Origin of the sequence: Nocardia callitridis, from assembly GCF_039543305.1 — a bacterium.
Lineage (GTDB): Bacteria > Actinomycetota > Actinomycetes > Mycobacteriales > Mycobacteriaceae > Nocardia > Nocardia callitridis.
Map to the genome: position 1 here is coordinate 471,088 of NZ_BAABJM010000002.1, position 26,412 is coordinate 497,499.

26 protein-coding genes and 1 pseudogene are annotated in these 26,412 nt (G+C 67.1%); 16 read left to right on the top strand and 11 right to left on the bottom strand.

Annotated elements, in window-relative coordinates; genetic code table 11:
• Window positions 1-269: 269 nt before the first annotated feature.
• From ABEA50_RS10925 to ABEA50_RS10940, 4 genes are all read right to left on the bottom strand, one after another.
• Window positions 270-1,076 (bottom strand): SCO1664 family protein, encoded by an 807-nt coding sequence (locus tag ABEA50_RS10925; RefSeq protein ID WP_345495153.1) that lies wholly within the window; start codon window positions 1,074-1,076, stop codon window positions 270-272.
• 3 nt (window positions 1,077-1,079) lie between these two features.
• Window positions 1,080-1,664, bottom strand: a complete 585-nt coding sequence (locus tag ABEA50_RS10930; protein ID WP_345495154.1) for a DUF3090 domain-containing protein — start codon at window positions 1,662-1,664, stop codon at window positions 1,080-1,082.
• 82 nt (window positions 1,665-1,746) lie between these two features.
• Window positions 1,747-2,526 (bottom strand): histidine phosphatase family protein, encoded by a 780-nt coding sequence (locus ABEA50_RS10935; protein ID WP_345495156.1) that lies wholly within the window; start codon window positions 2,524-2,526, stop codon window positions 1,747-1,749.
• Window positions 2,527-2,542: 16 nt separating this feature from the next.
• The gene (locus ABEA50_RS10940; protein ID WP_345496517.1) at window positions 2,543-3,373 is read right to left on the bottom strand and encodes an undecaprenyl-diphosphate phosphatase; all 831 of its coding nucleotides are present in this window, start codon (window positions 3,371-3,373) and stop codon (window positions 2,543-2,545) included.
• Window positions 3,374-4,224: 851 nt separating this feature from the next.
• Here ABEA50_RS10940 and ABEA50_RS10945 point away from each other — a divergent pair.
• The 4 genes from ABEA50_RS10945 to ABEA50_RS10960 are packed head-to-tail and all read left to right on the top strand — an operon-like array spanning window position 4,225 to window position 8,275.
• Entirely contained in the window at window positions 4,225-5,208 is a 984-nt protein-coding gene (locus ABEA50_RS10945; RefSeq protein WP_345496518.1) for an aldo/keto reductase, read from the top strand.
• A gap of 45 nt (window positions 5,209-5,253) precedes the next feature.
• Window positions 5,254-6,300 carry a heme/hemin ABC transporter substrate-binding protein gene (locus ABEA50_RS10950; RefSeq protein WP_345495157.1) on the top strand — a complete coding sequence of 349 codons (1,047 nt, stop codon included), beginning with the start codon at window positions 5,254-5,256 and terminating at the stop codon, window positions 6,298-6,300.
• On the top strand, window positions 6,297-7,439 hold the full coding sequence (locus ABEA50_RS10955; RefSeq protein ID WP_345495158.1) for a FecCD family ABC transporter permease: 1,143 nt from the start codon (window positions 6,297-6,299) through the stop codon (window positions 7,437-7,439). The genes ABEA50_RS10950 and ABEA50_RS10955 overlap by 4 nt, the downstream gene beginning before the upstream one ends.
• Window positions 7,436-8,275, top strand: coding sequence for a heme ABC transporter ATP-binding protein (locus tag ABEA50_RS10960; protein ID WP_345495159.1), 840 nt, complete (start codon window positions 7,436-7,438; stop codon window positions 8,273-8,275). The genes ABEA50_RS10955 and ABEA50_RS10960 overlap by 4 nt, the downstream gene beginning before the upstream one ends.
• On the opposite strand, the gene ABEA50_RS10965 is transcribed toward ABEA50_RS10960, so the two are convergent.
• Genes ABEA50_RS10965 through ABEA50_RS10980 form a run of 4 tightly spaced genes read right to left on the bottom strand, consistent with a single transcriptional unit; the run spans window position 8,238 to window position 11,792 of the window.
• Window positions 8,238-8,720, bottom strand: coding sequence for a YrdB family protein (locus ABEA50_RS10965; RefSeq protein ID WP_345495160.1), 483 nt, complete (start codon window positions 8,718-8,720; stop codon window positions 8,238-8,240). The genes ABEA50_RS10960 and ABEA50_RS10965 overlap by 38 nt on opposite strands.
• A gap of 28 nt (window positions 8,721-8,748) precedes the next feature.
• Window positions 8,749-10,842 (bottom strand): MMPL family transporter, encoded by a 2,094-nt coding sequence (locus ABEA50_RS10970; RefSeq protein ID WP_345495161.1) that lies wholly within the window; start codon window positions 10,840-10,842, stop codon window positions 8,749-8,751.
• Between the two features lie 17 nt (window positions 10,843-10,859).
• A complete protein-coding gene (locus ABEA50_RS10975) occupies window positions 10,860-11,393 on the bottom strand; it encodes a hypothetical protein (RefSeq protein WP_345495162.1) in 534 nt (177 codons plus the stop codon).
• The gene (locus tag ABEA50_RS10980) at window positions 11,394-11,792 is read right to left on the bottom strand and encodes a hypothetical protein (protein WP_345495163.1); all 399 of its coding nucleotides are present in this window, start codon (window positions 11,790-11,792) and stop codon (window positions 11,394-11,396) included. It lies immediately after the preceding gene.
• Between the two features lie 219 nt (window positions 11,793-12,011).
• On the opposite strand from ABEA50_RS10980, the gene ABEA50_RS10985 reads away from it, so the two are divergent.
• The 3 genes from ABEA50_RS10985 to ABEA50_RS10995 all read left to right on the top strand — a co-directional run bounded on the left by ABEA50_RS10985 (window position 12,012) and on the right by ABEA50_RS10995 (window position 14,426).
• Window positions 12,012-13,037 (top strand): YncE family protein, encoded by a 1,026-nt coding sequence (locus ABEA50_RS10985; protein WP_345496519.1) that lies wholly within the window; start codon window positions 12,012-12,014, stop codon window positions 13,035-13,037.
• Between the two features lie 62 nt (window positions 13,038-13,099).
• The gene (locus ABEA50_RS10990; protein WP_345496520.1) at window positions 13,100-13,342 is read left to right on the top strand and encodes a DUF5703 family protein; all 243 of its coding nucleotides are present in this window, start codon (window positions 13,100-13,102) and stop codon (window positions 13,340-13,342) included.
• 4 nt (window positions 13,343-13,346) lie between these two features.
• Window positions 13,347-14,426 carry a quinone-dependent dihydroorotate dehydrogenase gene (locus ABEA50_RS10995; RefSeq protein WP_345496521.1) on the top strand — a complete coding sequence of 360 codons (1,080 nt, stop codon included), beginning with the start codon at window positions 13,347-13,349 and terminating at the stop codon, window positions 14,424-14,426.
• A gap of 55 nt (window positions 14,427-14,481) precedes the next feature.
• On the opposite strand, the gene ABEA50_RS11000 is transcribed toward ABEA50_RS10995, so the two are convergent.
• A complete protein-coding gene (locus tag ABEA50_RS11000; RefSeq protein WP_345495164.1) occupies window positions 14,482-15,357 on the bottom strand; it encodes a LysR family transcriptional regulator in 876 nt (291 codons plus the stop codon).
• Between the two features lie 122 nt (window positions 15,358-15,479).
• Between ABEA50_RS11000 and ABEA50_RS11005 the strand changes: the two genes are divergently transcribed.
• The 5 genes and pseudogenes from ABEA50_RS11005 to ABEA50_RS11025 all read left to right on the top strand — a co-directional run bounded on the left by ABEA50_RS11005 (window position 15,480) and on the right by ABEA50_RS11025 (window position 20,865).
• Window positions 15,480-16,667, top strand: coding sequence for a CaiB/BaiF CoA transferase family protein (locus ABEA50_RS11005; RefSeq protein WP_345495165.1), 1,188 nt, complete (start codon window positions 15,480-15,482; stop codon window positions 16,665-16,667).
• Between the two features lie 34 nt (window positions 16,668-16,701).
• A complete protein-coding gene (locus tag ABEA50_RS11010; RefSeq protein WP_345495166.1) occupies window positions 16,702-17,886 on the top strand; it encodes an acyl-CoA dehydrogenase family protein in 1,185 nt (394 codons plus the stop codon).
• A gap of 23 nt (window positions 17,887-17,909) precedes the next feature.
• Window positions 17,910-19,049, top strand: a complete 1,140-nt coding sequence (locus ABEA50_RS11015) for an acyl-CoA dehydrogenase family protein (protein ID WP_345495167.1) — start codon at window positions 17,910-17,912, stop codon at window positions 19,047-19,049.
• A 10-nt stretch (window positions 19,050-19,059) separates the two neighbouring features.
• Window positions 19,060-19,953, top strand: a pseudogene (locus ABEA50_RS11020) (3-hydroxyacyl-CoA dehydrogenase NAD-binding domain-containing protein); the annotation flags it as partial.
• A gap of 12 nt (window positions 19,954-19,965) precedes the next feature.
• A complete protein-coding gene (locus ABEA50_RS11025) occupies window positions 19,966-20,865 on the top strand; it encodes a hypothetical protein (protein ID WP_345495168.1) in 900 nt (299 codons plus the stop codon).
• Window positions 20,866-21,110: 245 nt separating this feature from the next.
• Here ABEA50_RS11025 and ABEA50_RS11030 read toward each other — a convergent pair whose 3' ends face one another.
• Complete coding sequence (locus ABEA50_RS11030) at window positions 21,111-21,548, bottom strand: hypothetical protein (RefSeq protein WP_345495169.1); 438 nt, start codon at window positions 21,546-21,548, stop codon at window positions 21,111-21,113.
• A 573-nt stretch (window positions 21,549-22,121) separates the two neighbouring features.
• Between ABEA50_RS11030 and ABEA50_RS11035 the strand changes: the two genes are divergently transcribed.
• Window positions 22,122-23,681: a PfkB family carbohydrate kinase gene (locus ABEA50_RS11035; RefSeq protein ID WP_345495170.1), complete on the top strand. Its 1,560-nt coding sequence runs from the start codon at window positions 22,122-22,124 to the stop codon at window positions 23,679-23,681.
• A complete protein-coding gene (locus ABEA50_RS11040; protein WP_345495171.1) occupies window positions 23,678-24,424 on the top strand; it encodes a GTP cyclohydrolase II in 747 nt (248 codons plus the stop codon). The genes ABEA50_RS11035 and ABEA50_RS11040 overlap by 4 nt, the downstream gene beginning before the upstream one ends.
• A gap of 232 nt (window positions 24,425-24,656) precedes the next feature.
• Here ABEA50_RS11040 and ABEA50_RS11045 read toward each other — a convergent pair whose 3' ends face one another.
• A complete protein-coding gene (locus tag ABEA50_RS11045; RefSeq protein ID WP_345496522.1) occupies window positions 24,657-25,544 on the bottom strand; it encodes a class I SAM-dependent methyltransferase in 888 nt (295 codons plus the stop codon).
• Between the two features lie 105 nt (window positions 25,545-25,649).
• On the opposite strand from ABEA50_RS11045, the gene ABEA50_RS11050 reads away from it, so the two are divergent.
• A complete protein-coding gene (locus ABEA50_RS11050; RefSeq protein ID WP_345495172.1) occupies window positions 25,650-26,033 on the top strand; it encodes a nuclear transport factor 2 family protein in 384 nt (127 codons plus the stop codon).
• Between the two features lie 2 nt (window positions 26,034-26,035).
• Window positions 26,036-26,362: a winged helix-turn-helix transcriptional regulator gene (locus ABEA50_RS11055; RefSeq protein WP_345495173.1), complete on the top strand. Its 327-nt coding sequence runs from the start codon at window positions 26,036-26,038 to the stop codon at window positions 26,360-26,362.
• Window positions 26,363-26,412 lie beyond the last annotated feature (50 nt).

The following is a 26,412-nucleotide window of genomic DNA, read 5'->3' on the forward strand; positions in this document are numbered from 1 at the left end:
CGCGACCTGCGACGATCCCGCGAACATGGGATGTCAACACTTTTGGTCTCACTGAACCACGTGCGGCGCACACAGCGACCTCGCGCCAGCCGAAGTCGGTGTGGCCACCGTCGTACCGCTCCGGCGAGCACGCGCAGACAGTCACGAACGCGCGTTACCACCGTCGAGGTGGCCGCGAGACACCCGCTCGAAGCTGGATCGGGGTAGCCGAAGCACACCCACCCACACAGCAACCGTGGCTGGCTGGTCTCACCGCACGCGGATCATGCTCAGAACGCGGGCCAGGGAATGGGGCGCATCGTATTCGGCGCGGGCAGCACCGGATCGTCCGACAACCGCTGCGTTCTGGCGGCCAGTGCTTCGATTTCGGCGTCGGTGAGGTGCGCGGCCATGGTGTCACCGAGGTCGGCGCGCAACTCCTTGCCGAGCGTGGTGATGTCGGCCAGCAACGTGTCCTCGATCCGCTCATCGACCCATCCCCACAGCACCGTGCGCAACTTCGGCTCAGTGTGCAAGCAGATGCCGTGATCGACGCCGTATACGCCGCCGTCGGCGGCCTCGAGGATGTGTCCGCCCTTGCGGTCGGCATTGTTGAGCAACACGTCGAGCACCGCCATCCGCCGCAGTCGCGGATCGTCGGCGTGCACCAACGCGACCTCCTCGCCCTCCGGGTCGAGTGCGCGCAACACTTCACGGAACCCGTCGGGTACCGCATCGGGCCGACACAGGTCCACCAGATCCAGGCGCTCGAGGTCGTCGGGGCGGTCGACGCTGTCGATCCAGCGTTGCACCATCCCCGACCCGTAGGGGCCCTCGCGCAACACCGTCTCCGGGATCACCTCCCAGCCCAGCGCGTGCGAGACCAGATACGAAGCCACCTCACGGTCGGCCAGGGTCCCGTCGGGGAAGTCCCACAGTGGACGTTCACCTCGGATCGGTTTGTACACCACCCGCAACGGTTCGACCTCGGCGTCCTGGGCGATCTCACACACCAGGGTCACGTTGCTCGCGGTGGTGATCCGTCCGATCACCGTCAGCTCGCCCTCGCGTAATCGTGTCCCGGTCTCGGCCGCCACGACCTACTCCTCCAGTTCGGCCACGCCGAAGATATCGCCACGCTTGTAGCCGTTGGTGCGCACACACATGTGCCCGCGCGGGGACAACGGCTCCCCGCACAACGGGCACGGCGGCCGACCGGCGGCGATCACCCTGGTGGAACGCAACGCGAACTCGCGCGCCTGGATCGGGGTGAGGAATACGCGCACCGCGTCGGGGCCCTCCTCGGTGTCGTCGAGGACCACCGATTCGTCCACCTCGGTCTCGGTGATGGCCAACAGCTCCACCACCACCGACTCCGCGTCGGCATCCCAACCCAGACCCATCGTGCCGACCCTGAACTCCGCGTCCACCGGGGTGACCAGCGGATCGCTGTCGTTGATGTCGTCGGCCTGCGGCGGCACCTCGGCACCGAAGCGGCGTGCGACCTCGTCCAACAGCAGACCCATCCGGTCGGCGAGCACCTTCACCTGTTGCTTCTCCAACAGCACGCTGACGACTCTTGGGTCCTCGACCGCCTGGAGATAGAACGCGCGATCGCCTGGCTCACCGACTGTCCCGGCGACGAAACGATCGGGGGTGCGAAATACATGGATTGCTCGTGACACATGCACCTCCTGATACGTGACCCTGATCGACTACCCGCAACACAGGGATTCATACAACGTCGTGGGACGTCGGCAAGAAATCTCAGCGCTCCGCACTTCCATTATCCGCACCACCGCCACCACCGATCTCCCCACCGGGGACCGGACCCGAGGTATCGACCACCTCCGACGCCTCAGTGGAGGTCGAAGAACTCGAATTCGCCTGCGCCGGTTGTGGTTCCGCTGTTTTCGGGGTCGCGGCCAAGGCCGAGAGATCCGTGCCGGTGTCATTGAGACGCCACACATAGGGCGCGGTCGGGGTGTAGCGGATGACGCTGATCGACGCGGGTTCGACCACGATGCGTTGAAATCCGTCCAAATGGATACCGAGCGCGTCGGCGAGCACGGACTTGATCACGTCGCCGTGCGTACACGCCACCCACAGGGTGTCGTGGCCATGCTCCTCGGCCAGCGCCCTGTCGTGTTCGCGCAGCGCGTGCACCGCCCGTGCCTGCACCTGCGCCAACCCCTCCCCACCGGGGAAAACCGCGCCGGAAGCGTGCTGTTGCACCACTTTCCAGAGCGGCTCGCTCAACAGTTCCGCGATCGGCCGCCCGGTCCACTCGCCGTAATCGACCTCGATCAGCCGGTCGTCGAAGACCGGTTCCAGGCCGAGCTTGTCCGCCAACGGCGCGATCGTGCGCTGACACCGCAGCAAGGGTGAGTGCACGATGCGTCGGATCGGGAGCCCGAGGAGTCGTTCGGCCACCGCGGTGGCCTGCTGACTGCCTCGATCGGTCAGTTCGACGCCGGTACTGCGACCGGCGAGAGTGCGGGCGGTGTTCGAGGTGGACACACCGTGCCGCAGCAGGATCACCGTCATGCGGCCAGCCTAGCGATCATGTCGCCGACACCACCCCGCCCGCCAGCAAACCCATCACCACGAGGCCGAGCACGATGCGGTAGCCGACGAACCAGTTGAGGGAATGCTTGGACACGAACTGCAACAACCACGCCACCGACGCATAACCGACGACGAAGGCCACGATGGTCGCGACCAGCAGCTGTGGGCCGCTCGCATTGAGACCCTCACCTGCGGGTTCGAAGGCATCCGGCAGGCTGAACAAGCCCGACGCCGTCACCGCGGGGATGGCGAGCAGGAACGAGAATCGCACGGCCGCCGCGCGTTCGAGGCCGACGAACAGTCCGGCGCTGGAGGTGGCGCCCGAGCGCGAGACACCGGGAATCAGCGAAAGACATTGCGCGAAGCCCATGATCAGGCCGTCGCGGGTGGTGAGCTGTTCGATCGGGCGCGCCTTGCGGCCGTAGTACTCGGCGGCGGCGATCACCAGTGCGAACACGATGAGCATGGTGGAGACCAGCCACAGATTGCGTGCGCCGGTACGGATCTGATCTTTGAACGCGAAGCCGAGCACACCGACCGGGATGGTGGCGATGATCACATACCAGCCGATGCGGTAGTCGAGGCCGCGCTTGGCCTTGTCGGCGATGCCGCGAAACCACGCGGCGATGATGCGCACGATGTCTTTGGCGAAATACACCAGGACGGCGGCCTCGGTGCCCAACTGGGTGACCGCGGTGAAGGAGGCACCGGCGTCGTCGCCGAAGAACACCGCCGACACGATGCGCAGGTGCCCTGAGGACGACACGGGCAAGAACTCCGTCAGCCCCTGCACCAGTCCGAGTACCAGGGCTTGTACCCAGGTCATCGCCTCGCCTGTCACGCACACTCCTGTTTGTTCGCTCGTTGTTCCGCTGCCCGAAAGGTCCGTTCCGCGTGGGCAATTGGCTCGTTTTTCGGGTCGCTGCCCGCGGTGGCGCCGCGCGATCCCGCAGCGACAGTACAGCCTTGCCGCGCACACGGCGTGTCGGGCTGTATTCGTTGGGCGGTGCACGGGCGCGCCCGAAGAGTGTTCGCGGACTTTCGGCCTCGGCGCCCGCGAGTGTGCGTGCCGCACAGGAGCAACCTCGGTTTCCGCAACCGTGGTGGTCATCGGAACGCGTGCGGTCGCGAACCCGAGCAACCATCGCCTCGGAGTCGAGCAGACCGCGCGGCGGCGAGCCGCGTCGAATGTCCGATTGCGCCGGTAGCGAATCCGCTTCTTCCCGCTGGGAGGATTGTCGAAGAAGCGATGCGTCCCACCCGGGGTCGCCCCGTGGCGAGATGTGCGATGCGCACAGTGATCGATACTCCGGTGCGTGGTCGAGGCGTGCGATGCGGACGGTGATCGAGACGCGCGACGCAGACAGTGACCGAGACGCGCGGCGTTGCCGCAGGTCGGGTCGCGGCTGCGCACCCGTTCGCCCCTCGTCGATGCGCGCACCCTGCCAGGTTCCGGTGCGCAGCTCGTTCGCGAACAAAGCGCCGTTGTCCGCTGGTACGTCCACCTCGCCGGTGCACGACGTGCACGATGCCCAAGACGCACGGCCCGCAACGCGGATGTGCTGGCGCGCACGGTGGTCGATGGTGGCGACGCGCGCATGGTCGGTGTGCGGGTACCGACGGTCTTGTCACCGCACGCTCTAGGCTGACGCCCGTGACGATTGCGTGGGCACGGTGATGGAACAGCGGACGGTCGGCCGTAGCGGTCTGCGGGTATCGCGGATCGGCCTGGCGACCCACACCTGGGGGGCGCACACGGACACCGACGAGGCGGCGGGGCAACTGGTGGCGTTCGTCGACGCGGGCGGCACCCTCGTCGACTGCTCCCCTGCCTACGCCGGTGGCGCGGCGCAACGGATATTGGCCGACGTGCTCGGTGACATCGTTTCGCGCGACGATCTGGTGCTCAGTGGGTGCGCGGGCATCGCACCGAGGGTGCTGGCGGTGGCCGATCCCGCCACGGGTGCGGCGCTGCCGGAATCGGAGACCCCGCAACTGACGGTGGACGCTTCGCGGCGCGCACTGCTGCGGCAACTGGATCGCACGTTACTGGAGCTGGGCACCGATCATCTCGACGTCTGGAGCGTCGCGGTGTGGGATCACCGGACACCGCTCGACGAGATCGCCGAAACGTTGGAGTCGGTGGTGCGCTCGGGCAAGGTCCGCTACGCGGGCGTGCGCGGCTTCAACGCCTGGCAGTTGGCGAGCCTGGCGGCGCGCACCCCGGTCACGGTCGCGCAGGCACCGTATTCGTTGTTGGCGCGCGGGGCCGAAGCCGATCTGGTTCCCTCGGCGCAGCACCACGGTGTGGGGCTGCTCGCGGCTTCGCCGTTGGCCGGCGGCATCCTCACCGGGAAGTACCGCAACGGTGTGCCCGCGGACTCGCGCGGTGCCGACGAGTCGACCGCCGCGGAGATCGCCGGCACGCTCGACGAACGGGCGAGCATGGTGGTCGAGGCCGTGGTGACCGCGGCCGACGGGCTCGGCACCTCGCCGTTGGCGGTGGCGTTGGCGTGGATTCGCGACCGGCCGGGGGTGTCGAGCCTGATCGTGGGCGCTCGCGATATCGGTCAGCTCACGGGCGTGTTGGCGGCGGAGGCGTTGGAGTTGCCGCGCGCGATCGCCGCGGCATTGGACGATGTGAGCGACCGCACCGAGTGAGGGTGCGCGCATTGTGCACGACCGGCACGTCTTAGGCTTACCTGCATGAGGTGTCTCGACCGTGTCCGATCCGGTACGACCCGTAGCGTGCTCGCCCTTCTCGCACTCACCTTGCTGGTGGGGTCCTCGGCGGCGTGTGGCACGCAGACAGCGGGTTCGGGTGATCCGAATCAGCGTGGTCCGGTGACAGCGACGTTGCGCGATCTGGATCCCGAGCCGATCGGCCCCGCACCGACACCGAACCTGCCCGCGAAGGTGCGCTCGTTCGACGGGACCGACGTCACCGTTACCAGCGCGGACCGCATCATCGCCGTCGACAGGTACGGCACGCTCGCGCAGGTGGTGTGGGCGTTGGGTCTCGGTCCGAAGATCGTGGGGCGCAGCACGTCCGCCGCGTTCCCCGCGGTGGCGCAGGTGCCGAACGTCGCCGGTGGCAACGGTTCGCTGAACGTGGAATCGGTGCTGGATCTGCGCCCCACCGTCTTTCTGACCGACACCACCACGGTGACTCCTGCCCTGCGCCAGCAGTTGGCGGCGGCCGGTGTAACGGTCGTGTACTTCGATCCACAACGCACGATGGACGGCACCGCCCCGCAGATCGAGGCCGTGGCCGCCGCGCTCGGGGTGCCGGATGCGGGAAAGGCATTGGCGCAGCGCACCCGTGACGAGATCGCCGCAGCCACCGCGGCCGTCCCGCAGCAGGACCCGCCGTTGACGATCGGTTTCCTCTACCTGCGCAGCACCGCCATCACCATGTTGGCAGGGCCGGGTTCGGGCGCCGATTCCTTGATCGCCGCCTTGCACGGACGCGATGCGGGCGAGGTCGCGGGTGTGACCGAGCCGTTCACCGCGATCACCAGTGAGGCGATGATCGCCGCCGCCCCGGATGTGCTGGTGGTGATGTCGGACGGTTTGAAGTCGGTGGGTGGCGTCGACGGTTTGTTGAAGGTGCCCGGTGTGGCGCAGACACCCGCGGGACGCAACCGTCGGGTGGTCGACATGTCCGACGCCGTGGTGTTGAGTTTCGGGCCGAACACCGGGCGGGTGATCGAGGCGCTGGACCAGGCGGTGTACGGGCAACGGCCCGCATGACGCGCAAGAACCGGTCGGCCACGCCTGCCGCGCCAGCATCCAGCGAGCCGAAGAAGGACGCCGCACCGCACACCGAGGTCACCGCGAATACGCCGTCCTCGCACGGCCGTTCGCGCACCACCCTGGTGTTCGTGCTCGCCGTGACGGCATTGGTTCTGTTCGCGTTGGTTTCCGCGGCGATCGGCCAGGTGCCGACCACGCCGTTGGAGGTGGCGGGCAGTGTGCTGCACCGGATCGGCTTGGACTGGGGGCCTTTGCCCGCGCATCCCTCGGGCGAGGCCGCGTTGTGGCAGGTGCGCTTTCCTCGGGTGGTGCTGGCCTTGCTGGTGGGTGCCGCGTTGGCGACAGCGGGTGCGTTGTTGCAGGGAGTGTTCGCGAATCCGTTGGCCGAGCCGGGTGTGATCGGTGTGTCGGCGGGTGCCGCGGTGGGTGCGGGCACGGTCATCGTGTTCGGTGGGGCGTTCGTCGCCGCGTGGTCGGTGGCGGGTGCGGCGTTCGTCGCGGGACTGGTGACGACGTTGCTGGTGTATCTGCTCGCCAGGTCCAATGGCCGTACCGAGGTGGTGACGTTGGTGCTCACGGGCGTCGCGATCAACGCGTTCGCCGGGGGGCTGATCGCGTTCTTGTTGTTCGTCGCCTCGCCGTCGGCGCGTGATCAGATCGTGTTCTGGCAGTTGGGTTCGCTCAACGGCGCGGTATGGGATTCGGTGGGTGTGGTCGCGGTGCTCACCGCCGTCGGGATCGCCGCTGCGGTGATCATCGCGCCGCGCCTGGACCTGTTGGCGCTCGGCGAATCCGCGGCCAGGCACCTCGGTGTCGACGTGGAACGGTTGCGCCGCAATGTGATCGTGGTGGTGGCGATCCTGGCGACGGCGGGTGTGGCGTTCACCGGGATCATCCTGTTCGTCGGGTTGATCGTGCCGCACCTGGTCCGGATGCTCGTCGGGCCCGGTCATCGGGTGTTGATTCCGTTGAGCGCGATCGTCGGCGCGGTGGTGCTTTTGGCGGCCGACGTGGGTGCGCGCTCGCTGGTGCACAATGCCGACCTGCCACTGGGCATGCTCACCTCGCTGGTCGGCGGTCCGTTCTTCTTCTGGATGTTGCGCCGTACCAGGGCGCGCGCGGGCGGTTGGGGATGACGGGCGCGCTGCGGGACCTGTTCACCCGCACCCACGCGGTCCCCGCGACACCGGAGCCGGGTGCGGTGACGTTGCGTGCGCGCGGGGTGAGCGTGGACCGGCCGGGGGCGCGCCGTGTGCTCGAGGACGTGGATTTCGCGGTCGAGGCCGGTGCGGTGGTCGCGCTGGTCGGTCCGAACGGTGCGGGCAAGTCCACATTGTTGGCGGCGTTGGCCGGTGAGCTGTCCCTCGATGAAGGTGTCGTCGAGTTGGACGGGCTCCCCTTGTCGCACTGGTCGACGGTCGATATGGCGCGTCGGCGGGCGGTGTTGCCGCAGAGTCATACCGTCGGATTCCCGTTCACCGCGCGGGAAGTGGTGGCGATGGGGCGTTCGCCGTGGCAGCGCACCGTGCTGCGCGAGCACGATGACGAACGGATCGCCTCGGCCATGGCCACGGTGGACGCGACGCATCTCGCGGCACGGGCATTTCCGATGTTGTCGGGTGGTGAGCGGGCGCGGGTGGCGTTGGCGCGCGTGTTGGCGCAGGACACCGGGACGCTGCTGTTGGACGAGCCGACGGCGGCGTTGGATCTCGGCCATCAGGAGGCGGTGTTGCGTGCGGCGACGGCGCGTGCCGCCGACGGTGCGGCCGTGGTGGTGGTGCTGCACGATCTGGGGATCGCGGCGGCCTACGCGGATCGGGTGGCGGTGTTGGCCTCGGGTCGGATCGTCGCCGACGGCCCGCCGAGGCGCGTGTTGACCACGGACTTATTGAGCGAGGTGTACGAGCATCCGGTGGAGGTGCTCGATCATCCCGTCACGGGTGCGCAGTTGATTCTTCCGGTCCGTCGATAACGAGATAGTCTTCGGGCGAAGGGGTTTCGGGTTCGAGGACGTCCACGACGTCGGGAACGTCGGGGTCGTGGACGAGGTCGTTCGCACCGGCGTGGACGATGAGGTCGCCGTGGGACAGATACCGGCCGATCGCGTTGAGCACCCACACCGCGAAGAACACGAATCCGACGACGGGCGTACTGCCGATCCCCCACGCCAGTGCGCCACCACCGAACCACAGCAGTTCCAATCCCACCCGCCAGCCTCCGGTGAGCGGGAATCGCGCCCCGTTGGGGGCGCCGAACTGCGCCCACATGATGACGAACAGTGCGGGCGCGCCGATTCCGGCGGCCAGGCGCACCCAGAGTTCGGCGGGCACGGTCGCGCCCCACACGGCGGTGCCCGCGAGCACCCCGAGTTCGAGCAGGAACATCACCCCCAGATTGATGATCTTGATCGCGTGCATGATCGAGCCCCTCCGCGCTGGGTCGTGCTCAGCGCCAAATCAGTTTCAGTACGGCCGGTGTCAGCAGCATCCTGATGACGGTGGCGTCCAGGATCAGCGCCGCGATCATGCCGTAGGCGATGTATTTCATCAGTACCAGATCGGAGAATCCGAACGCGCCGGTGACCACGATGAGGATCGCTGCGGCGGAGGTGATCACCCCGCCGGTGTGTGCGATGCCGTAGCGGATGGATTCGCGCACATCGGCGCCTTCGCCGCGCGCCTCGGCGACCCGCGACAGCAGGAACACCTCGTAGTCGGTGGACAGCCCGAACACCACGGTGACGATGAGTGCGAGCACCGCGAACATCAGCGGGCCGGGGGTGAAGTCGAAGATCCCCGACCCGTGTCCGTCGACGAAGATCCAGGTCAGGATGCCGAGGGTGGCCACGAGGCTCAGCGCGCTCATTACTACGGCCTTGATCGCGAGCACCACCGAGCGGAACGCCGCGTACATCAGCGCCAGTGCCGCGGCGATGAGAATCGCGACGAGCAGCGGGAGGCGTTCGAGCATGCCGTTGATGCTGTCGCGTTCCAACGCGGGCACACCGGTCACCATGACCCGCACGCCGGGTGGCTGTTCGATGGCCCGTAATTCACGCATGACTCGGTTGTCGTCGTTCTTGTTCTCCAGCCCCGCGCTGAGCACGTTGATGCCGTTCACGGTCGGCGCTACGGGGTCGAAGGGGCCGGTGAGTCCGGGAATCTGGTTGGCGGCGTAGCGAATATCGCCGAGTTGTTGCGAATCCGCCCCCACCACCACGAGTTTCATCGGGTCGGTGCGGAAGGTGGGAAACAGTTCGTCGAAGCGTTCCTGCGCGACGCGGGCGGGACTGTCGTCGGCCAGATATTTCTCGCTGATCCCGCCGAAGGCGATGCCGCGCAACGGTATCGCCAACGCGAGCAGGGCCAGCACAATCGGGATCACGACCCGCCATGGTCGCCGCATGGCCCATTGCGCGAGGCGGGAGAAGAATCCCGCGTCGATCTGTTTCTCGGTGCGGCTGCGGGAGAAGCGTTTCCAGCCGAGGAAGTCGATGCGGTGGCCCGCGATGGCGAGGGCGGCGGGCAGCGCGGTCACCGAGAGCAGCGCGGCCAACAGCACCGAGCTGATGCCGCCGTAGGGCACCGAACGCAGCACGCCGATGGGGAAGATGAACAGCGCGCCGAGGCTGATGGCGATGATCCCGGCAGAGAAGACGACGGTGCGACCGGCGGTGGCGACGGTGCGCGCGGTGGCTTCCTCGACGCTGCGACCCGCGCTGAGTTCTTCGCGGAATCGGGTGACGGTGAACAGTCCGTAATCGATGGCGAGGCCGAGGCTGACCAGGGTCATGACGGCACTGGCGAAGACGTTGACGTCCATGTAATCGGTGAGCAGCCGCATGCTGCCCTGGGTGCCGAGGATCGTCATTCCGCCGATCAGTACGGGCAGCAGTGCGCCGATGACGCCACCGAACACGAAGTACAGCAGGATCGCCACCAGGGGCAGCGCGATCATTTCGGCGCGCTTGATGTCGTGCTGCATGCCGTTGTTGATGCCTTCGACGATCGGCTGCATCCCGGCCAGTTGGACGGTCGTGCCGCCAGGTCCGTCGCCGTCGCCGTCGGCGCCGAGTTCGGACTTGATCGCGAGGTAGTTGTCGACCGTTGCGGTGCCTTCGCCCTGCAAGCCGATGCTGGCGAAGGCGTGCGTGTGGGTGGCGTCGGTGGCCTGCGCGGCGAACGGGCTGTCCCAGTAGCTGTCGATCTTCAGGATGTGTTCGGGGTGTGCGGCCGCGAGGTCGGCGAGCGCGCGGGTAACCGGCCCGCGTACTTCGGGATCGTCGACGGTGGTGCCGTCGGGGGCGGTGTAGAGCAGGACGATGTCGCTGTCGGTGTCGCGACCGAAGGTGCCGTCGGCGAGTTCCGCGGCGGCGACCGATTCGCTGCTTTCGTCGAACCAGCCGTCCTGGGTGAGGTGGTCGGCCAGGTCGCGACCGAACCACCCCGATACGAGGACGAACAGGATGAACCCACCCAGCACCAGGAAACGGTGGCGGTAGACGAAGCTGCCCCAGCGCAGCGAGCCTGCTCTCAACATCGACGAGCCGCTGCGCTTCAGCCGCAGGCCGCGGTGCGGTAGTCGGCCGAGCGCAGGATGCCGCAGAGGTCGGTGCGTGAGATCTTCCAGGTTCCGTCCAGCAGCACGAAATGCACGACGGTGGTGCGCACGGCCGCGCCGGTGCCGTCCTTGTCCAGGCGCATGGTGGCGGTGAGGGTGCCGTCGTGGTTGTCGAAGACCGGGTCGGTCACCCCGTAGACGGCCTGCGGGTTGTCGCGCAGCGCTTTGTACATGTCGGGGATCGCGTCGCTGAAGGCCGCACCGTCCTCGATGAGCGCGGTGCGTTCGGTGTCGGGCAGTTCGGGATCCAGAGCGCGTTTGATCTGCGCGTCGAGGTCGGCGGCGGTGGGCAGCGGCGGGTGCGCGGCACTCGAGGACGCTTGCGCGGAGGCCGACACCGAGGCGTTGGCGGATTCGCGCGCGGCTTGTACCGCCGATTCGTCCGGTTCGGTGCCGCACGCGGCGACGGTGGCGATCATGGCGACGGCGAGGATCGCGGTGCGGGTGAATCGGGTGGCAGTCATCAGCATCTACATACCATCAATCACCGAACTGATCCGGGCGAGCAACGCGCGCACGGTCGTTCGGTCTCGGGGAGCGGAAGGGTCGGTCGGTTCCGCGGTGGCGGCGGGTGCGACGGGTACAGCGGTGGGGACGAGGTCACGGACCATGGCGACAACACTGCGTTCGTCGTCGAGGTCGACGTCGGTGACCTTCGCGTCGGCGCGCGCGGTGACGTCCTCGGGGGCGGGCACATCGGTGTCGAGGTCGCGCCGGTAGATCTCGAGGGTCATGGTCGCCTTGACGGTGCGGAACGCATACGGTCTGCCGTCGTCGGTGCTGCCGAAGCCGTGCGCGTAGGCGCCGACGGTGAGGTAGTCGATGACGAATTCGTTAGGGGCATATCCCGACGAATGGTCGGCTTCCAACCGGATCTCCCTGTATCGGATGCTGTTCGTGTCTCAACCGTAACCCTGAGTTACGACAAGCCGGGTAGCGCATGGCCCGTCGTGTCCGGAGAAAGCTCGGCGCGTGTGTCCTCGGTGGGTGCCTGACCCCCGGTCGGCACTGGCGTCCGCGCGACATGGTCAGATGGTGAGGTTGCATGGTCGTCGTCGGTTTCTTGTCGGTAGAAGGAGTTCGCAGTGATGCGCCCTCGTGGCTCGGTCTCCTCGATACTGGTCGGGATGGTCTCGGTGGCGTTGCTCGCGGGAAGCGCGGGTTGCTCCGAGAGCACCACCGCCGACGATGTACCCACCCGTTCCCCCGCGACCGCGGCGGTCTCCCCCGCGACGAGCGCTTCCCCCGCCGGGCAGGTGCTGGCATCCGGACCGGTCGCCGCGTTGGTGAGCGACCCGAAGACTGGAGTCCTCGGCACCCTCGACGGCGCCACCGTGTCGTTGCTCGATCCGTCCGCGCCGGGTTCGCCCGCGCGGACCGTCACGTTGCCGGGACCGGCCGCCGACCTGAGCGTCGGTGTGCCGGGCGAATTCCTCGCCGCCACCGCGCACGGTGTGGCGCGCATCGACGTCGCCGCGGCGACCGTCCGGGAGATCCCGGTCGAAGGTGAGCCGCGCTCGGTCCTCGCGCGCCAGGACGGCTCGCTGGTGGTCGGCACCGCCGACGGCACGCTGCGTGAGCTCTCGGCCGACGGCGCGGTGGTCACCCGCACGGTGCGGGGCCTCGTCTCGGCGGATGCGCTCGCCATGGTCGGCGACAAGGTGACGGCCCTGGACCGACCACAGACCTCGATCACCGAACTCGATCCCGGTGAAGATCGCCTCGGCCTGGCATTACGCGCGGGCGACGGCGCCACCAAGATGCTCGCGGACACCAGGGGGCGAGTCGTGGTCACCGACAGCGAGGGCGGGCAGTTGCTGGTCTACGGTGTCGGACCGCTCGTCCTGCATCAGCGTTTCCCGGTAAGATCATCGCCTTACGCACTTGCCTACGATCAGCGCTCGGATCTGATCTGGGTGACGTGCACGCAGAGCAACGAAGTCGTCGGATTCGATCTGTCGACCGGTATACCGAAGGAGCAGGGGCGGTATCCCACCGTTCGCCAACCGAATTCGGTGACCGTCGATCAGCGGACCGGCGACCTGTTCGTGGGGTCCGCGACCGGCGACGGTGTGCAGCGGATCGGCGCGGACGATCGGAAGAGAGGGCACTGATGGCTGCTGCACCGAGCCCGGCCGACGATCCGGCGTCTTCGCCGAGTCGGCGGCGGCGAATCGTGGGTTCCTCGTCGCGCCGGTCCCTTCCCGAGGGCTGGGAAACCACCGGCGACGACTACGAATACGTCCCGTTGCGATTGCCGCCGGATATGACGAGGGTCAGCGCTTCGATGCGCCTGACGATCCAGGCCGAGTTCGGCGGATGGGAGCTGTCGCGCGTGCGCGCCTACACCGATGGCAGCCGAAGGGTGTTGCTGCGACGTCGGAAGACCGCACTACCCCAGCCTGAACCCGGTGTGTGATCGGATGTACGCGCTCCTGCTCCGGTTGATGTTCCTGCTCCCGCCCGAACGCATCCATCATCTCGCCTTTCTCGCGATGCGCTGGGCGACGCTGTTCCCACCGACGCGCACGCTGCTATCGCGGCTCTTGGTCGTCGACGATCCGATCCTGCGCAATACCGCGTTCGGGGTGGATTTTCCCGGCCCGCTCGGTCTGGCCGCCGGATTCGACAAGAATGCCGACGGGGTGGACTCGTGGGCGCCGCTCGGGTTCGGTTTCGCCGAGATCGGCACCGTCACCGCGCACGCGCAGCCGGGCAATCCCGCGCCGAGGTTGTTTCGATTGTCGGCCGATCGCGCATTGGTGAACCGCATGGGGTTCAACAATGCTGGTGCGGCCGCGGCGGCGCAGCGTCTGCACGGTCGGCGCGGTGGCGTCCCGATCGGGGCGAACATCGGGAAAACGAAGGTCGTCGAACCCGCCGACGCCGCCGCCGATTACGCGACCAGCGCGTCGTTGTTGGGGCCGCTGTCGGATTTCGTCGTCGTCAATGTCAGTTCGCCGAATACACCGGGTCTGCGCGATCTCCAGGCGGTGGAATCGCTGCGGCCGTTGTTGCGGGCGGTGCTCGACAGCGTGCGGGTGCCGGTATTGGTGAAGATCGCCCCCGATCTTTCCGACGAGGACGTCGACGCCGTCGCCGATCTGGCGGTCGAGTTGGGGTTGGCGGGAATCGTCGCCACCAACACCACCGTGCGGCGCGACGGACTGCGCACCCCGGCCGACGAGGTCGCCGCGATGGGAGCGGGGGGTTTGTCCGGGCCACCGGTGGCCGAGCGGTCGCTCGAGGTGCTGCGGCGGTTGTATCGCCGGGTCGGCGATCGGCTGGTGCTCGTCTCGGTCGGTGGCATCGAAACCGCCGACCAGGCTTATGCGCGCATTCTCGCGGGCGCCACGCTGCTCCAGGGTTATACCGGGTTCATCTACGGCGGCCCGTTTTGGATGCGCGGCATCCATCACGGGATCGCCCGCCGCCTGCGCGCCGACGGCTACCGCAGCCTCGGCGACGCCATCGGCGCCGAACACGACACCGCGCCGGCCTGACGACAAACACCACGGGCCGATTGCCCGCGGGTTCGGCGACGGAGCCTGTGCGAGCTCAGTCCTCGCGTGCGTCGGTGAGGTTCTGTGCCACCGGTTCGAGCCAGCGATCGGCCTTCTTGCGCAGGAGATACGTCGTCAGGGCCAGCTCCAAATCGGTGAGGGGCAGCGCCGATATCTCGGTGGGGTCCAGTTGCCGCACGGCTTCGGCGCCGAGCGGACTCAACACGAAGCACCGGTTCGTCCGTAGCAGCATCAGCATTCCGGATATGTCCGAGAAGCGAAGACCGGCGCTCACGTCGACACCGTAGTCGGCCAGTCGACGGACGTTGGCGTCGGTGCCGAGGTCCCAATGCTCAGGGCCGCGGGCGTAGCGCATGCCGCGCAGATCCGCCGCGCGCAGCTGCGTCCCGGCCGAAAATACGCGCGCGTCCACCAGCACCCCCATCGGCTCACGGTCGAGCACGGTGACCGACACCTCAGGGTGCACCGAATCCACGTGCGAGACCGCGAGATCAACTGATCGATTCAGCAATTCCGCTTCCATGTCCAGCGAGGGAATCTGCCGGATCTGGAAGTCGTATCGGTCGGCGACGGCGGACATGTTGTGCGACAGATCTTTTCGATGAGCCGGGTTGAGCACGTCGGGAATCGCGAGTCGGACCGTCTCACGGCGGTCGCGGGAGCGGATGACATGGGGGATCGCGTCGAACTCCGTGACCACGGTCGTCGCGATCGGCAACAGGGCCTCGCCCGCGGAGGTCAGTGTGGTGTGGTGGGTGGACCGGTCGAACAACGGTGTGCCGAGCTCGGCTTCCATGGCCTTGATGCGCTGACTCAGTGGCGGCACCGACATGTGCAGTGTCTGCGCGGCCCTGGTGAAGTTGAGCTCGCGAGCTACGGCCAGGAAGTAGCGCAGATGTCTGATCTCCACGCCCCCAACCTACCTTCCGGTGTTATCGGTTTGGTCATGCCACCGCGAGACAAACGGTCATTCCGTTAGCTGACCTAACTACCTACCGTGGAGTTCAGAACGAACATCGGCGAAAGGGCATCATGCAGTTCGAAACCTCGGAAGGCCAGGCCGCGGGGCCGCTCGACGGAATCAAGGTTGTGGACATCTCGACCGTCGTCATGGGCCCGTATGCCACGCAAATCCTCGGTGACTTCGGTGCGGACGTCATCCGCGTCGAACCGCCCTACGACACCGCGCGATTCTCTCCCGCGGGCGTCGGCGTCCACCCCGGCATGGGACCGCTGTACATGCAGGTCAACCGCAACAAGCGCAGTGTCGCGCTGAACCTGAAGGACGCCGAGGGCAAAGCCGCCGTCCTGCGCTTGCTCGCCGATGCCGACGTGCTCGTGACCAACATGCGATCGGGCGCGCTCGAGCGGCTCGGCCTGGACTACGAGCACATTCGGGAACAATTCCCGCACCTCATCTACGCCCACGCGCAGGGCTTCCACCGATCCTCCAGCCAGAGCGCGAGACCCGCCTACGACGAGGTGATCCAGGCGGTGACCGGACTGGTCGACATGCAGCGCAGGGCCAGCGGCTCACTGCAGTTCATGCCGACCTTCATCGCCGACAAGACCGCGGCGCTGTATCTGGTCAATGGCCTGCTCGCCGCGCTGTTCCATCGTGAGCGGACCGGTATGGGACAGGAGGTTTCGATCGCCATGGCCGACACCATGATCGCGGTGAACATGGTCGAGCACCTGTCGGGTGATGTCTTCGTCCCCGCCGCGGGCGATGTCGGCAACCCGCTGAGCCTCTCGGATACACACGCCGCCATACGCACCAGCGACGGCAAAGCGATCGCCGCCGTCCCCTACACCTACCGAGACATCCGGGCACTACTGATCGGCTGCGGATTGGACGAGGACGCCGCGAATCCGGTGTGGGACGAGGAAGTCATGGACCGCACCGTTTTCTACAAGGGCATCGAGAAAGTCCTCGCACACTCCGACACCCGGTCGGCTGCCGAATGGGAGCAGTATCTGCTCGCCAACGACATGCCCTACGGCGTTGTCGTCGATATCGCGGACCTTCCGGATTCGGACTACGTCCGCGAAATGAACCTGATCACCGAATCGGAGCATCCCACCGAAGGCACCATCCGCGTCGTCGCGAACCCCGTGCACTTCTCCCAGACCCCCGTGACCTATCGGCGCCACGCGGAAACTCCGGGCCAGAGCACGGCGGAAGTGCTCACCCGTAGCCCCGTCGAGGCCGGAGTCTGACTCCCCCACCCAGATGTACAGCCAGGAGAAAAACATGAACCTCGAATACGACGACGCCGACCTGGCGTTCCGCGACGAGTTGCGCAAAGTCTTCTACGAAGACATCGATGCGGGTATCCGCGAACGCTATTCGCTCGGCGAGACCACCAAGGACGATATCGTCACCACCCAACGCACCCTCAACGCGCACGGGCTCGCGGTACCGCACTGGCCGGTGCGCTGGGGCGGACGCGAATGGACGCCCACGCAATCGCACATCTATGCCGCCGAGTTGCAGCGGGCTTCGGTGCCGCAGCCACTGGCATTCAATGTGAGCATGGTCGGGCCGATCATCGCGGAATTCGGCACCGAGGAGCAGAAGCAGAAATTCCTGCCAGCCACGGCGAACCTGGATATTTGGTGGTCACAAGGTTTTTCGGAGCCGGAAGCCGGATCCGACCTCGCGGGACTGAAGACGACCGCGATCCGCGACGGCGACCACTATGTGGTCAATGGTCAGAAGACCTGGACCACCCTCGGCCAGTTCGGCGAGTGGATGTTCCTGCTCGCACGCACCGATCCGGCCGCCGAGCGCAAACAACGCGGAATCTCCTTCCTCGTGCTCGATATGAAGACCCCTGGCATCGAGCGTCGGCCGATCAAACTGATCGACGGCGGGTCGGAAGTCAACGAATTCTTCTTCGACAACGTCCGGGTACCGGTGCAGAACCTGATCGGCGCGGAGAACGAGGGCTGGAACTACGCCAAGTACCTGCTCGGCAACGAGCGCAACAGCATCGCCCAGGTGGGTACCAGCCAGCGCGTATTCGCCGACCTGGTCGCACGCGCGGAGAAGATCGCCCTGCCCGACGGATCCCTGTCGCAGGACAGTGCGTTCCGTGCGCGAATGCACGCGGTGAAACTGCGGCTACTCGCGCTGGACGCGACGCAACTGCGCGTCACCGGTGCCTCCGAGAATGGCAAGGCGAGCCCCGTCTCCTCGCTCCTGAAGCTGGAAGGTACTCGCCTGCTACAGGAGCTGTCGGCACTGCGTCTGGCGTCCTACGGGTCGGATGCGATCTTGGCGGGCGGGGTCAACGGCGCGGGCGCCGAACTGAGCGCCGATCTCGCCGCCACCGTCGCCGCCGAGCAGTACCTGAATATGCGCAAACTGTCGATCTTCGGTGGTTCCAACGAGATTCAGCGCGGCGTCATCGCGAAAACCATCTTGGGACTGTGAAGCACAGGTAAGGAATAACAACCATGAATCTCGAACCGAACAACGAACAGCGACTGCTCGCGCAGAGCGTCGAATCCGTGCTCGCCCACCACTACGTTCCCGGATTCCGGGCCGAGGCCGTCGAATCCGAACTCGGCTGGAGCGCACAGACTTTCCAAGCACTGGCAGAGCTCGGCGTCACCGGATTGACCATCGCTGAAGCCGACGGTGGGGTCGGCGCCGGTGCGGCCGAAGTGTACGTGGTGCTCGAGCAGCTCGGCCGCAAAGCGGCGGCCGAACCGCTGCTCGACGGCGTATTCCTGCCCGCATGGCTGCTCTGCGCCCTCGGCGGGGCTCGGCTTTCACCGAGCGCACTCGCCGAAGGGGAGCACACCTTCGCCCTCGCCCATGCGGAGCCCGGCCGCGACTGGGATCTCGCGCCCACCACTACCGCCAGCACACAGGGCGAATCGGCGGCGGTGTCCGGCGTGAAATCACCGGTGGCCCACGCGGATCACGCACAGCACTACCTCGTGACCGCCGTCGACGAACACGGCGAGTTCGCGCTCTACGCCGTCGACGCCGCCGCCGCGGGTATCGCGCGCGTCGACGGTCGTACCACCGATTGGACCCACGCCTCGCAGCTCACCTTCACCGACGCCCCCGCGACATTGCTCGCGACCGGCGCCGAGGCGCGGCAGGCCTTCGCGGTATCGATCGCCAAGGCGCGCATCGCCATCGCCGCCGAAGCGGTCGGAGTGATGGAGTCGGGGTTGGCGCAGGTGGTCGAATATCTGCGCTCCCGCAAGCAGTTCGGCGTCACGCTGTCGATGTTCCAGGCCCTGGTGCATCGCGCCGCGGATCTGTACGCCGAGATCGAACTGGCGCGCTCGACCGCACTGTGGGCGACCGCGAAGGTGGCGGAATTCGACGGCGGCGCTCAGGTCGACCTGAGCGCGATCGCCGACGACGCCTTCGTTTTCGTGGCGGGGGTCGCGCGTGGCGCCGCGGAGGAGATCATCCAGCTGCACGGCGGCATCGGCATGACCTACGAATCGGACGTCAGTCACCTCGCCGCGCGGCTGACCGCGATCACCCAGTCCTTCGGGGGGATCGCCGCCGCGCAGCGCCGGGCCGTCACCGCGCCGAGCGCACTGTCCACACCCGAAGCCACGGCAGCCTGACGGCGGTCGTTCGAAGATCCAAGGAGGAATGTCGATGTCTACCGTTGCGATCATCGGTGCCGGAGTAATCGGACTGTCGTGGGCGCAGCTGTTCCACGATCACGGTTGGCACGTGACCATCTGCGATCCGCGCCCCGACCTCGCCGAGGTCGCTCGCGAGGCGCTCGGCGAGCGCACCGTCCTGCTCACCGCCGATCCCGCCGACGCCGTCGCCGACGCGGACTTCGTCCAGGAAAACGGTCCGGAGCGAGTGGAATTCAAGCGCGAGATGTTCGCGACGCTCGCGGCGGCGGCACCGGCCACCGCGATTCTCGCCTCCTCTTCGTCGTCGCTGCTGCCCAGCGATATCGCCGAGGACAACCCCGCCGCCGCCAGGATCCTGGTGGGTCACCCGTTCAATCCGCCCGCCCTGATGCCGCTGGTCGAGCTGGTTCCCGGCCGCGACACCGCCGAGGCCACGCTCGATGCCGCCTTCGCGGTGTACGAGTCGCTGGACCGCACGCCGGTGCGGTTGCGCGCCGAGATCCGTGGCTTCGTCGGCAACCGCTTGCAGAAGGCACTCAACAACGAGGCCTACTACCTGGTGCAACAGGGCATCATCGACCCGGAGGGGCTCGACACGGTGGTGAAGAATTCGCTCGGCCTGCGCTGGGCGACGGTCGGACCGTTCGAGGGCGGCCATCTCGGCGGCGGTCCGGCCGGGATCCGTCATCTCGCCACCCATGTCGGGGCGCAGATGAATTTCGCGCCGGGCGTACCGGATCCCGAGCGGATGGAAGCCGTGATCTCGGCGGTCGAACAGGAATACGGCACCGGCGCAGCACAATACCGATCGCGCGCACAGCGGCGCGACGACCTCACGCGCGAGATCCTCGCTGTGCGCGCCGAGAACGCACCTGCCTAGGAGGTTCGACAGATGGCCGAAACACAGTTGCTCGTCCTGCATCCTGGACGCAAACAGATCATCGCCATGTCCACCGACGGCGCGGATATCCGCGTATTCCTCGACGGCACCGACCAGGTGCCCGACGGCATCGCCGTCGACCAGGCGCGCGGTCACCTCTACTGGACGAATATGGGTGTGCCCGACCGTCCCGGTGGCGACGGGTACTACACCCGCAACGGGTCCCTGGAACGCGTCGATCTGGACGGCACCGGACGCCGCACCATTCTGCCCTCGGGCGCGTTCACCACCGGTAAACAGCTCACCGCCGATTTCGCCACGGGAAGTCTGTACTGGTGCGACAGGGAAGGTATGCGGGTACTGCGGGCCGACCTCGACGGGTCCCGACTGGAACCGCTGGTCGTCACCGCGACGGGCGACTGCGCCGCGCAGGTGATCGAGAACCACTGCGTCGGGATCGCGGTCGATCCGGTTGCGCGGCAGCTGTATTGGACACAGAAGGGTGCGCCGAAGGCAGGTCGGGGCAGGATCCTTCGCGCAGGACTCGACATTCCGGTCGGCCAGTCCGCCACCGACCGCAAGGACATCGAAATCCTGTGGGCAGACCTGCCCGAACCGATCGACCTGGAGTTGGCACCCGACGCATCCACACTGACCTGGACCGATCGCGGCGCGGAACCCGAGGGAAACACACTCAATCGCGGTCGCATCCATCCCGGCTCCACGACACCGGAAATCCTCGCCACCGGATTCCGTGAAACCATCGGGCTCACCACCGTGGACCAGCGAACCTACTACGTCACCGACTTGCACGGGGGCGTGTACGCCGTAGATTCCGCGACGAGCGAAAAGCGTCTGCTCGCTGATCTCGGTCCCGGCGCGACAGGAATCGCGCTGGCCGAACTCGGTTGATCAACTCGAACCTCGGAATCCAGGTCCACGAGGATTCAGCCACCGTGTGCCACGCCCGGTGCTTCCAGACCCCTGTCCACACCCTCAACCACGAACGTCGCCCCGTCGCGGTCGCCGTCCTGTCGCTGACCGAGCCCGGACACGATAGGCCCGGCAGTCGCGACGCCAGCACTCGCGCACGGCGTCGGCTGCCAAGGGCGGCCCACGCCATGTTCACAGGCTTTCCGCGATTACCGCACGAACGCCTACGAGTCCGATAAAGCCACTCGGGTCGCTCGCGGCGGCTCTAGCGGCAGGTCGATGACGTGGTGCTTGCTGTGGCCGGTGTGTGGGCTGCGCGGCCCACACGGGTTCGGACCGGGCGGCGTCGGGCCGTCGGGAAGATCTGAGCTCAGCCTTTCGGCCATGCTCTTGGCCAACCGGATCAGTGCCTGATCGCGCAGCATGCCCAGTTGGTCGGCACGGATATCGAGCTGGGCCTGGACCATCCGGTCGTGCACACCGTCGGGGTCGCTGAACAGTTCGTCGAGTTCCATACCGGCCAGCGCCTGTGCCCTGGTCAGGCGGCGGTCGGACAGCCAGCTCAGCCGCCACGTGTCAGGGGCGGCCCCTTCGAGGTCACGGTAGGCCGTTTCGGGGGTGATATCGCTGGTCATCGTCCATTCGGTCGTGTAAACAGTCATCGCTGCCTCCAGATTCGCGCGGACCTGGTGGGGTCCGCGGATGCGGCACGGGGTGCGTGTGCCGCGGGTAGAACTCGGGGCGCTGGGTCGAGGAGCGACCCGCGCTCGTCGGCGGATGCGGCGGGGGCGCCAGGTGGTGAATGGTGTTGTGGCGCAACCATGTCGGCGGTCGAGCCGAGGTGCGGCCCCGCGCGAGTCACCGCTTCGGTGGATTCACTGGTCTTCCGCCGTGCTCGCTCGGCGCGTGGGCTGTCGCCGAGAACGGTGGTCGGCCGGTAGCGGGGTGCGCACGGCGGCGGCTATGCGGCCGACGACCTCGGTTCGAGGTCGGTATCCGGTCCGAGTGCGCGCCGTGTCCTGCGCCGTCGGAGTTGCCGTCTGAGGGTAGTCATTGTCATCACCAGGCCCTCCCAGTCCGTGGTGTGGCGGGGTTCGCCAACCCCAGTCTGGCTTTTGCCGCCTGCTGCGGTCAAATGCCGTCATGCCTAGGTAATTGCCCGATTGGCGTTAGGCTAAACCCGGCCCATGGGCTTGAATGAGACAAAACGACCGAGTTCGAGGGGATGACACGTCATGGTGGCGCAAGACGCGGGAGTGCTCGCCGTGCGGAACATCCTCACGCGCTTGAGCAAGCGTTCGGGCCTGAGTCCCGACCGGCTGCACAATACCGAGATCGACGTCTCCCCTCTGCTAGACCTGCTGGCCGTGCGCCAGTACGCGCACCGGGCAGGCATCGGCCGCGTCGAGGCCGTGATCGCCCTGGTCCGCGACCTCACCCGCCAGTTGGAGCCTACCGATCGCCTGATCGCCGACGCCGAACTGTGCCTCGGTCTGCTGCGCGAAACCGCGCCCGCGGGAATAGATCTCGATCACCTCTATGCCAGCGACCTCGGCGAGCGCCGCGAATACCTCAGCACGCAATGGCGCAGGCTGCACGAAACCCTTGGCGTGCAGAACATTCCACCCGCCCCCAGCGTGCGGTCGCTGCGCGCCAATCCCGAGCGTCGCGCGTTCACCGCACTCGCCGAACGCCTCGCCACCGGGTCGGTATTCGACGGTGCCTCCACCTACTCGGTGCTACCGACGCAACCGATTGTCGCGCACGAGGATTCGCCACAACCCCAACCGGCAACGATCACCGTCGTCGGCGACGCCGTCATCGACCACATGTACCTGGTCGACCGCATTCCCGGACCCGGCGGCACCGCGCGCGGCACGTTCGACGATCACCCCGGTGGTAAGGGACTGGCCCGTGCGGTCGCCGCGGCCAGGCTCGGGCTGCGGGTACGGCTGATCTGCGCGGTCGGCGACGACGACGCGGGCAGGCGCATCCTCGACTACCTGCGCTCGGAAGGGGTCGACACCGAGTTCGTGAAGGTCGTGCCCTTCGCGCCGACCCCGGTCACCTCGGTGACGATCGCGGGCACCGGCGAATCGAGCACCATCGGCTGCAAGGACGACAGGGTGCGCCTGAGCGCCCAGGATCTGCGCAGTCCCCATATCAAGGCCGCGCTCACCTCCTCCGACGCTGTGCTGCTCACCTTCGAGCAGCCGCTCGCGGTGCTCGAACACATCCTCGGCTGGTTGCGTCATCACGACTCGCCGCCGCTGCTGGTGATCCATCCGGCGCCTTCGGTGTCACGTCCCCAACAGCTGTATCAATACCTCAGCGCCGCAGACTATCTCGTGGGTTCGGTACGGGAACTCGAAGCCGTGGCAATGGCCGCCGGTGTCGTCCCCGACGCCGCGCTGACCCCCAGCGGGCACGGCGGGGGCACCGCGACCTCGACCGTCATCGAGTCCGGCGCCAAGGCCGCCGGGATGCTGCGCGCGCTCGGCGTCCCCTCGGTGTGCGCGATCCAGGATTTCACCTGCACCGTGTGGTCGGATCGGGTCGAGGCGACACTGGATCCCTTCCCCACCGCACTGCGTGATTCACTCGGTGCCCACGCGGCATTTTCGGCGGCGCTGGTATATCGTCTCCTCTCGACGCGCCGCCCAGCAGACCAGCAGGATTACCTGTGGGCGACTGCCGCGATGGTGGCGACGCAATCAATCGGGAATGTTCCCGGTGCGATGCCGCTGGCCACTGAGATAGACCGGATCGCCACACTCGCCACGGAGGAGCATTGACCACAGTTGTGTCCGACCTCGTCGACACCGATCATCGGTTCGGCCGCAAGGGACATGATCTGCGAGTTCGCGTGCGGGAGTTGAACTCCGACGGTGAGCGAGGGCATTTGCTCGTCTTCGGCGCGGTCACCGACGGGTGCCTGGTGCGGGTTCATTCCCGATGCCTGTACGGCGAGGCGCTCGGCTCCGACGACTGTGACTGTGGTCCGGAACTGGAGAAATCGCTCGACCTCATCCAGCGTGCTGGCGCCGGGGTGCTGATCTATCTCGAACAGGAGGGTCGCGGCGCCGGATTGATCGCGAAAGCACGCGGCTACCGCGAGAGCGAACTGTCGGGCACCGACACCTTCACCAGCTACGAGGCCCTCGGCTACCCGGTCGACGCCCGCACGTACTCCGCGTCCGCCCGCAGCCTGGTCGAGCTGGGACTTCGATCCGTCCAGCTGCTCACCAACAACCCCGCCAAAGTCCAGGCGCTCGAGCAGGCGGGACTGACGGTCACCGTGGTCCCCCTGAGCACCCGCGCCCTCAGCGATCGCGCCCGCGACTACCTCGAAGCCAAACGGCGGCACCGCAAACACTGGATCCCCACCGACGAGGTGCCGTGGGCACCGGACGACACCGTGCCCGGCTGCGCCGAGCCGGACCAGCCGACTCCGGATCTCGGTGCGGAAACCGTTGCGCCGCAACCTGCTTCGTCGGTGCTTGCGCACGCGGCCGGACGCGACCCCGGCGACGGGTGAGCGAATACATGTGACGGAAGGATAGCCAGCTCAGGGGCTTTCCTCCTGCTCGACGCGGTGGAATTCGCCGAAGTGTCAGGTCAGCGGGCGCGGAAACTGAAATGGGCGAGATCTTCACCGGCGGTTGCGCTCTGCGTGCGGGATCACCTTGCCTATGGCGGTGAGCGCCATACGGGACCAGCGCGTCTTGCGGCAGTGCGGGCTGCCGAGGCGGTGCGTGAGTGCGATGTCCTCAGCGGCTCGCCCGCAGTATGCGGACGGGGCGCAATGCCTGTGGTGGTTCGCCTGCGAACTCGGTCGAGCCATCGAGGTACCCGGTGATGACGTCGGCAGCGGCGTGGTCTTCGATGTCGGTGAAGCCGAGCGCGCGCAGCCGTGCGGCGATGTCATCGGGGGTGAAGTAGCTGAACCAGGGTTCGCCGACCGCTGTCGCCCGATTCGCACGCGCCTGTAGCCGCGCACGATCCTCGTCGGTGTCCGCCGCCCGCAGGTAGTCGAAGATCACCTCGGCCGACTCGGATTGGCGGGCAATGTATTCCAGGGTGGCGCGGACGGCGTCCTGGGTCAGATAGAAGACGACACCCAGCCACACGAATACGGCCGACTCGGCCCGGTTGAAGCCTGCGATCGCCAATTGTGTTGCCAGTGTGTCGGTTTCGAAGTCCACCGGAACGAAAGTCAATCGCTCGGGCTGGTCGATTCCGGATGCGTTGAGGCGCTGACGTTTCCACGCCTGGGTAGCCGGATGGTCGACCTCGAAGACCCGCAGCCGCGGATGCGGGTCGCGGTAGGCGAAGGTGTCCAGACCGGCACCGAGGATGACGACCTGTCGCAAGCCCGCGGCGACGGCTTCGGCCACCCGGTCCTCGGCGAAGCGGGCACGGGCGGCGAAAAACAGGCGGCGCGGTCGATCGCCGACACCCAGCCGCAGGATTTCCGAGTCGCCGCTGCCCGCGTGATCCTGGTCGGGTAGGCCGAATTCGGTCAGCTCGTCCGCGGTGACACCCAGCAGGCGCGCCGCCAGCGGATCGGTGAGAATCCTCGGCTGGTCGGCGATTTGATGATAGGCACGGGCGTAGGCGGTCACGAGCGCGGTCCGGCTTGGTCCCTCGTTGTCCATGCTCGTGAAGGTACTCACGAACCCGACTCGATGGCCAGCATGGTGAACCTCCACGCCCGTGCGACGGGGCTGGCGGCGACCTCCGCATGCCTCTAAAATAGAGGCATGACCGACAGCCTGATCCTGCGGGCGTGGCAATCGAAAGACGCCGCACAACTGCCCGACCTGCTCGCCGAGGACGCGACCTTTTCGAGTCCGGTCGCCGACTACCACGGCCGGGCCCGCGCGGCACACCTGCTGGCCACCATCGCCACGGTGCTCGACTCGGTGCACCAGACCCGACAGTGGAGCGATGGGCAGCAGAGAATGTTCGCCTTTACCGCACGATTCGGCGACCAGGAACTGCAAGGGGTGCTGCGGGAAGAACTCGCCGAGACCGGCAGTCTTACCCACGTGACACTGTTCCTCCGGCCGTATCGGGCCTTGCGTGCGGCCATCGCGGAAATGACACGGCGGCTGGAGGATTCACCTCCGCCACCGGCGGCGTGATCATGGCCGCCGAAACCCCACGCCCGGTGCGCGGGTCGACCACCGGGCGCCCGATCATGGCCCTGTTCGATCTACTCGGACGACGCTGGGTGCTGCGAGTGCTCTGGGAACTGGACCGCGCCCCCGACCCGCTCACTTTCCGCGAACTACGCACCGCGTGCGGCGACATCTCCTCTAGCGTGCTGACCCGTCGGCTGTCCGAACTCACCGAAGCCCGCCTCATCGAACACGAGAAGGGTTACCGATTGGCTCCCGCCGGTCATACGCTCGTCGAGCGACTCACACCGCTCGCACAGTGGGCGCAGGACTGGCGAGCCGACACGGGATAAGACTCCCCGGTGGATACCACTCCCACTGAGAACACGCAGCGGACCAACGC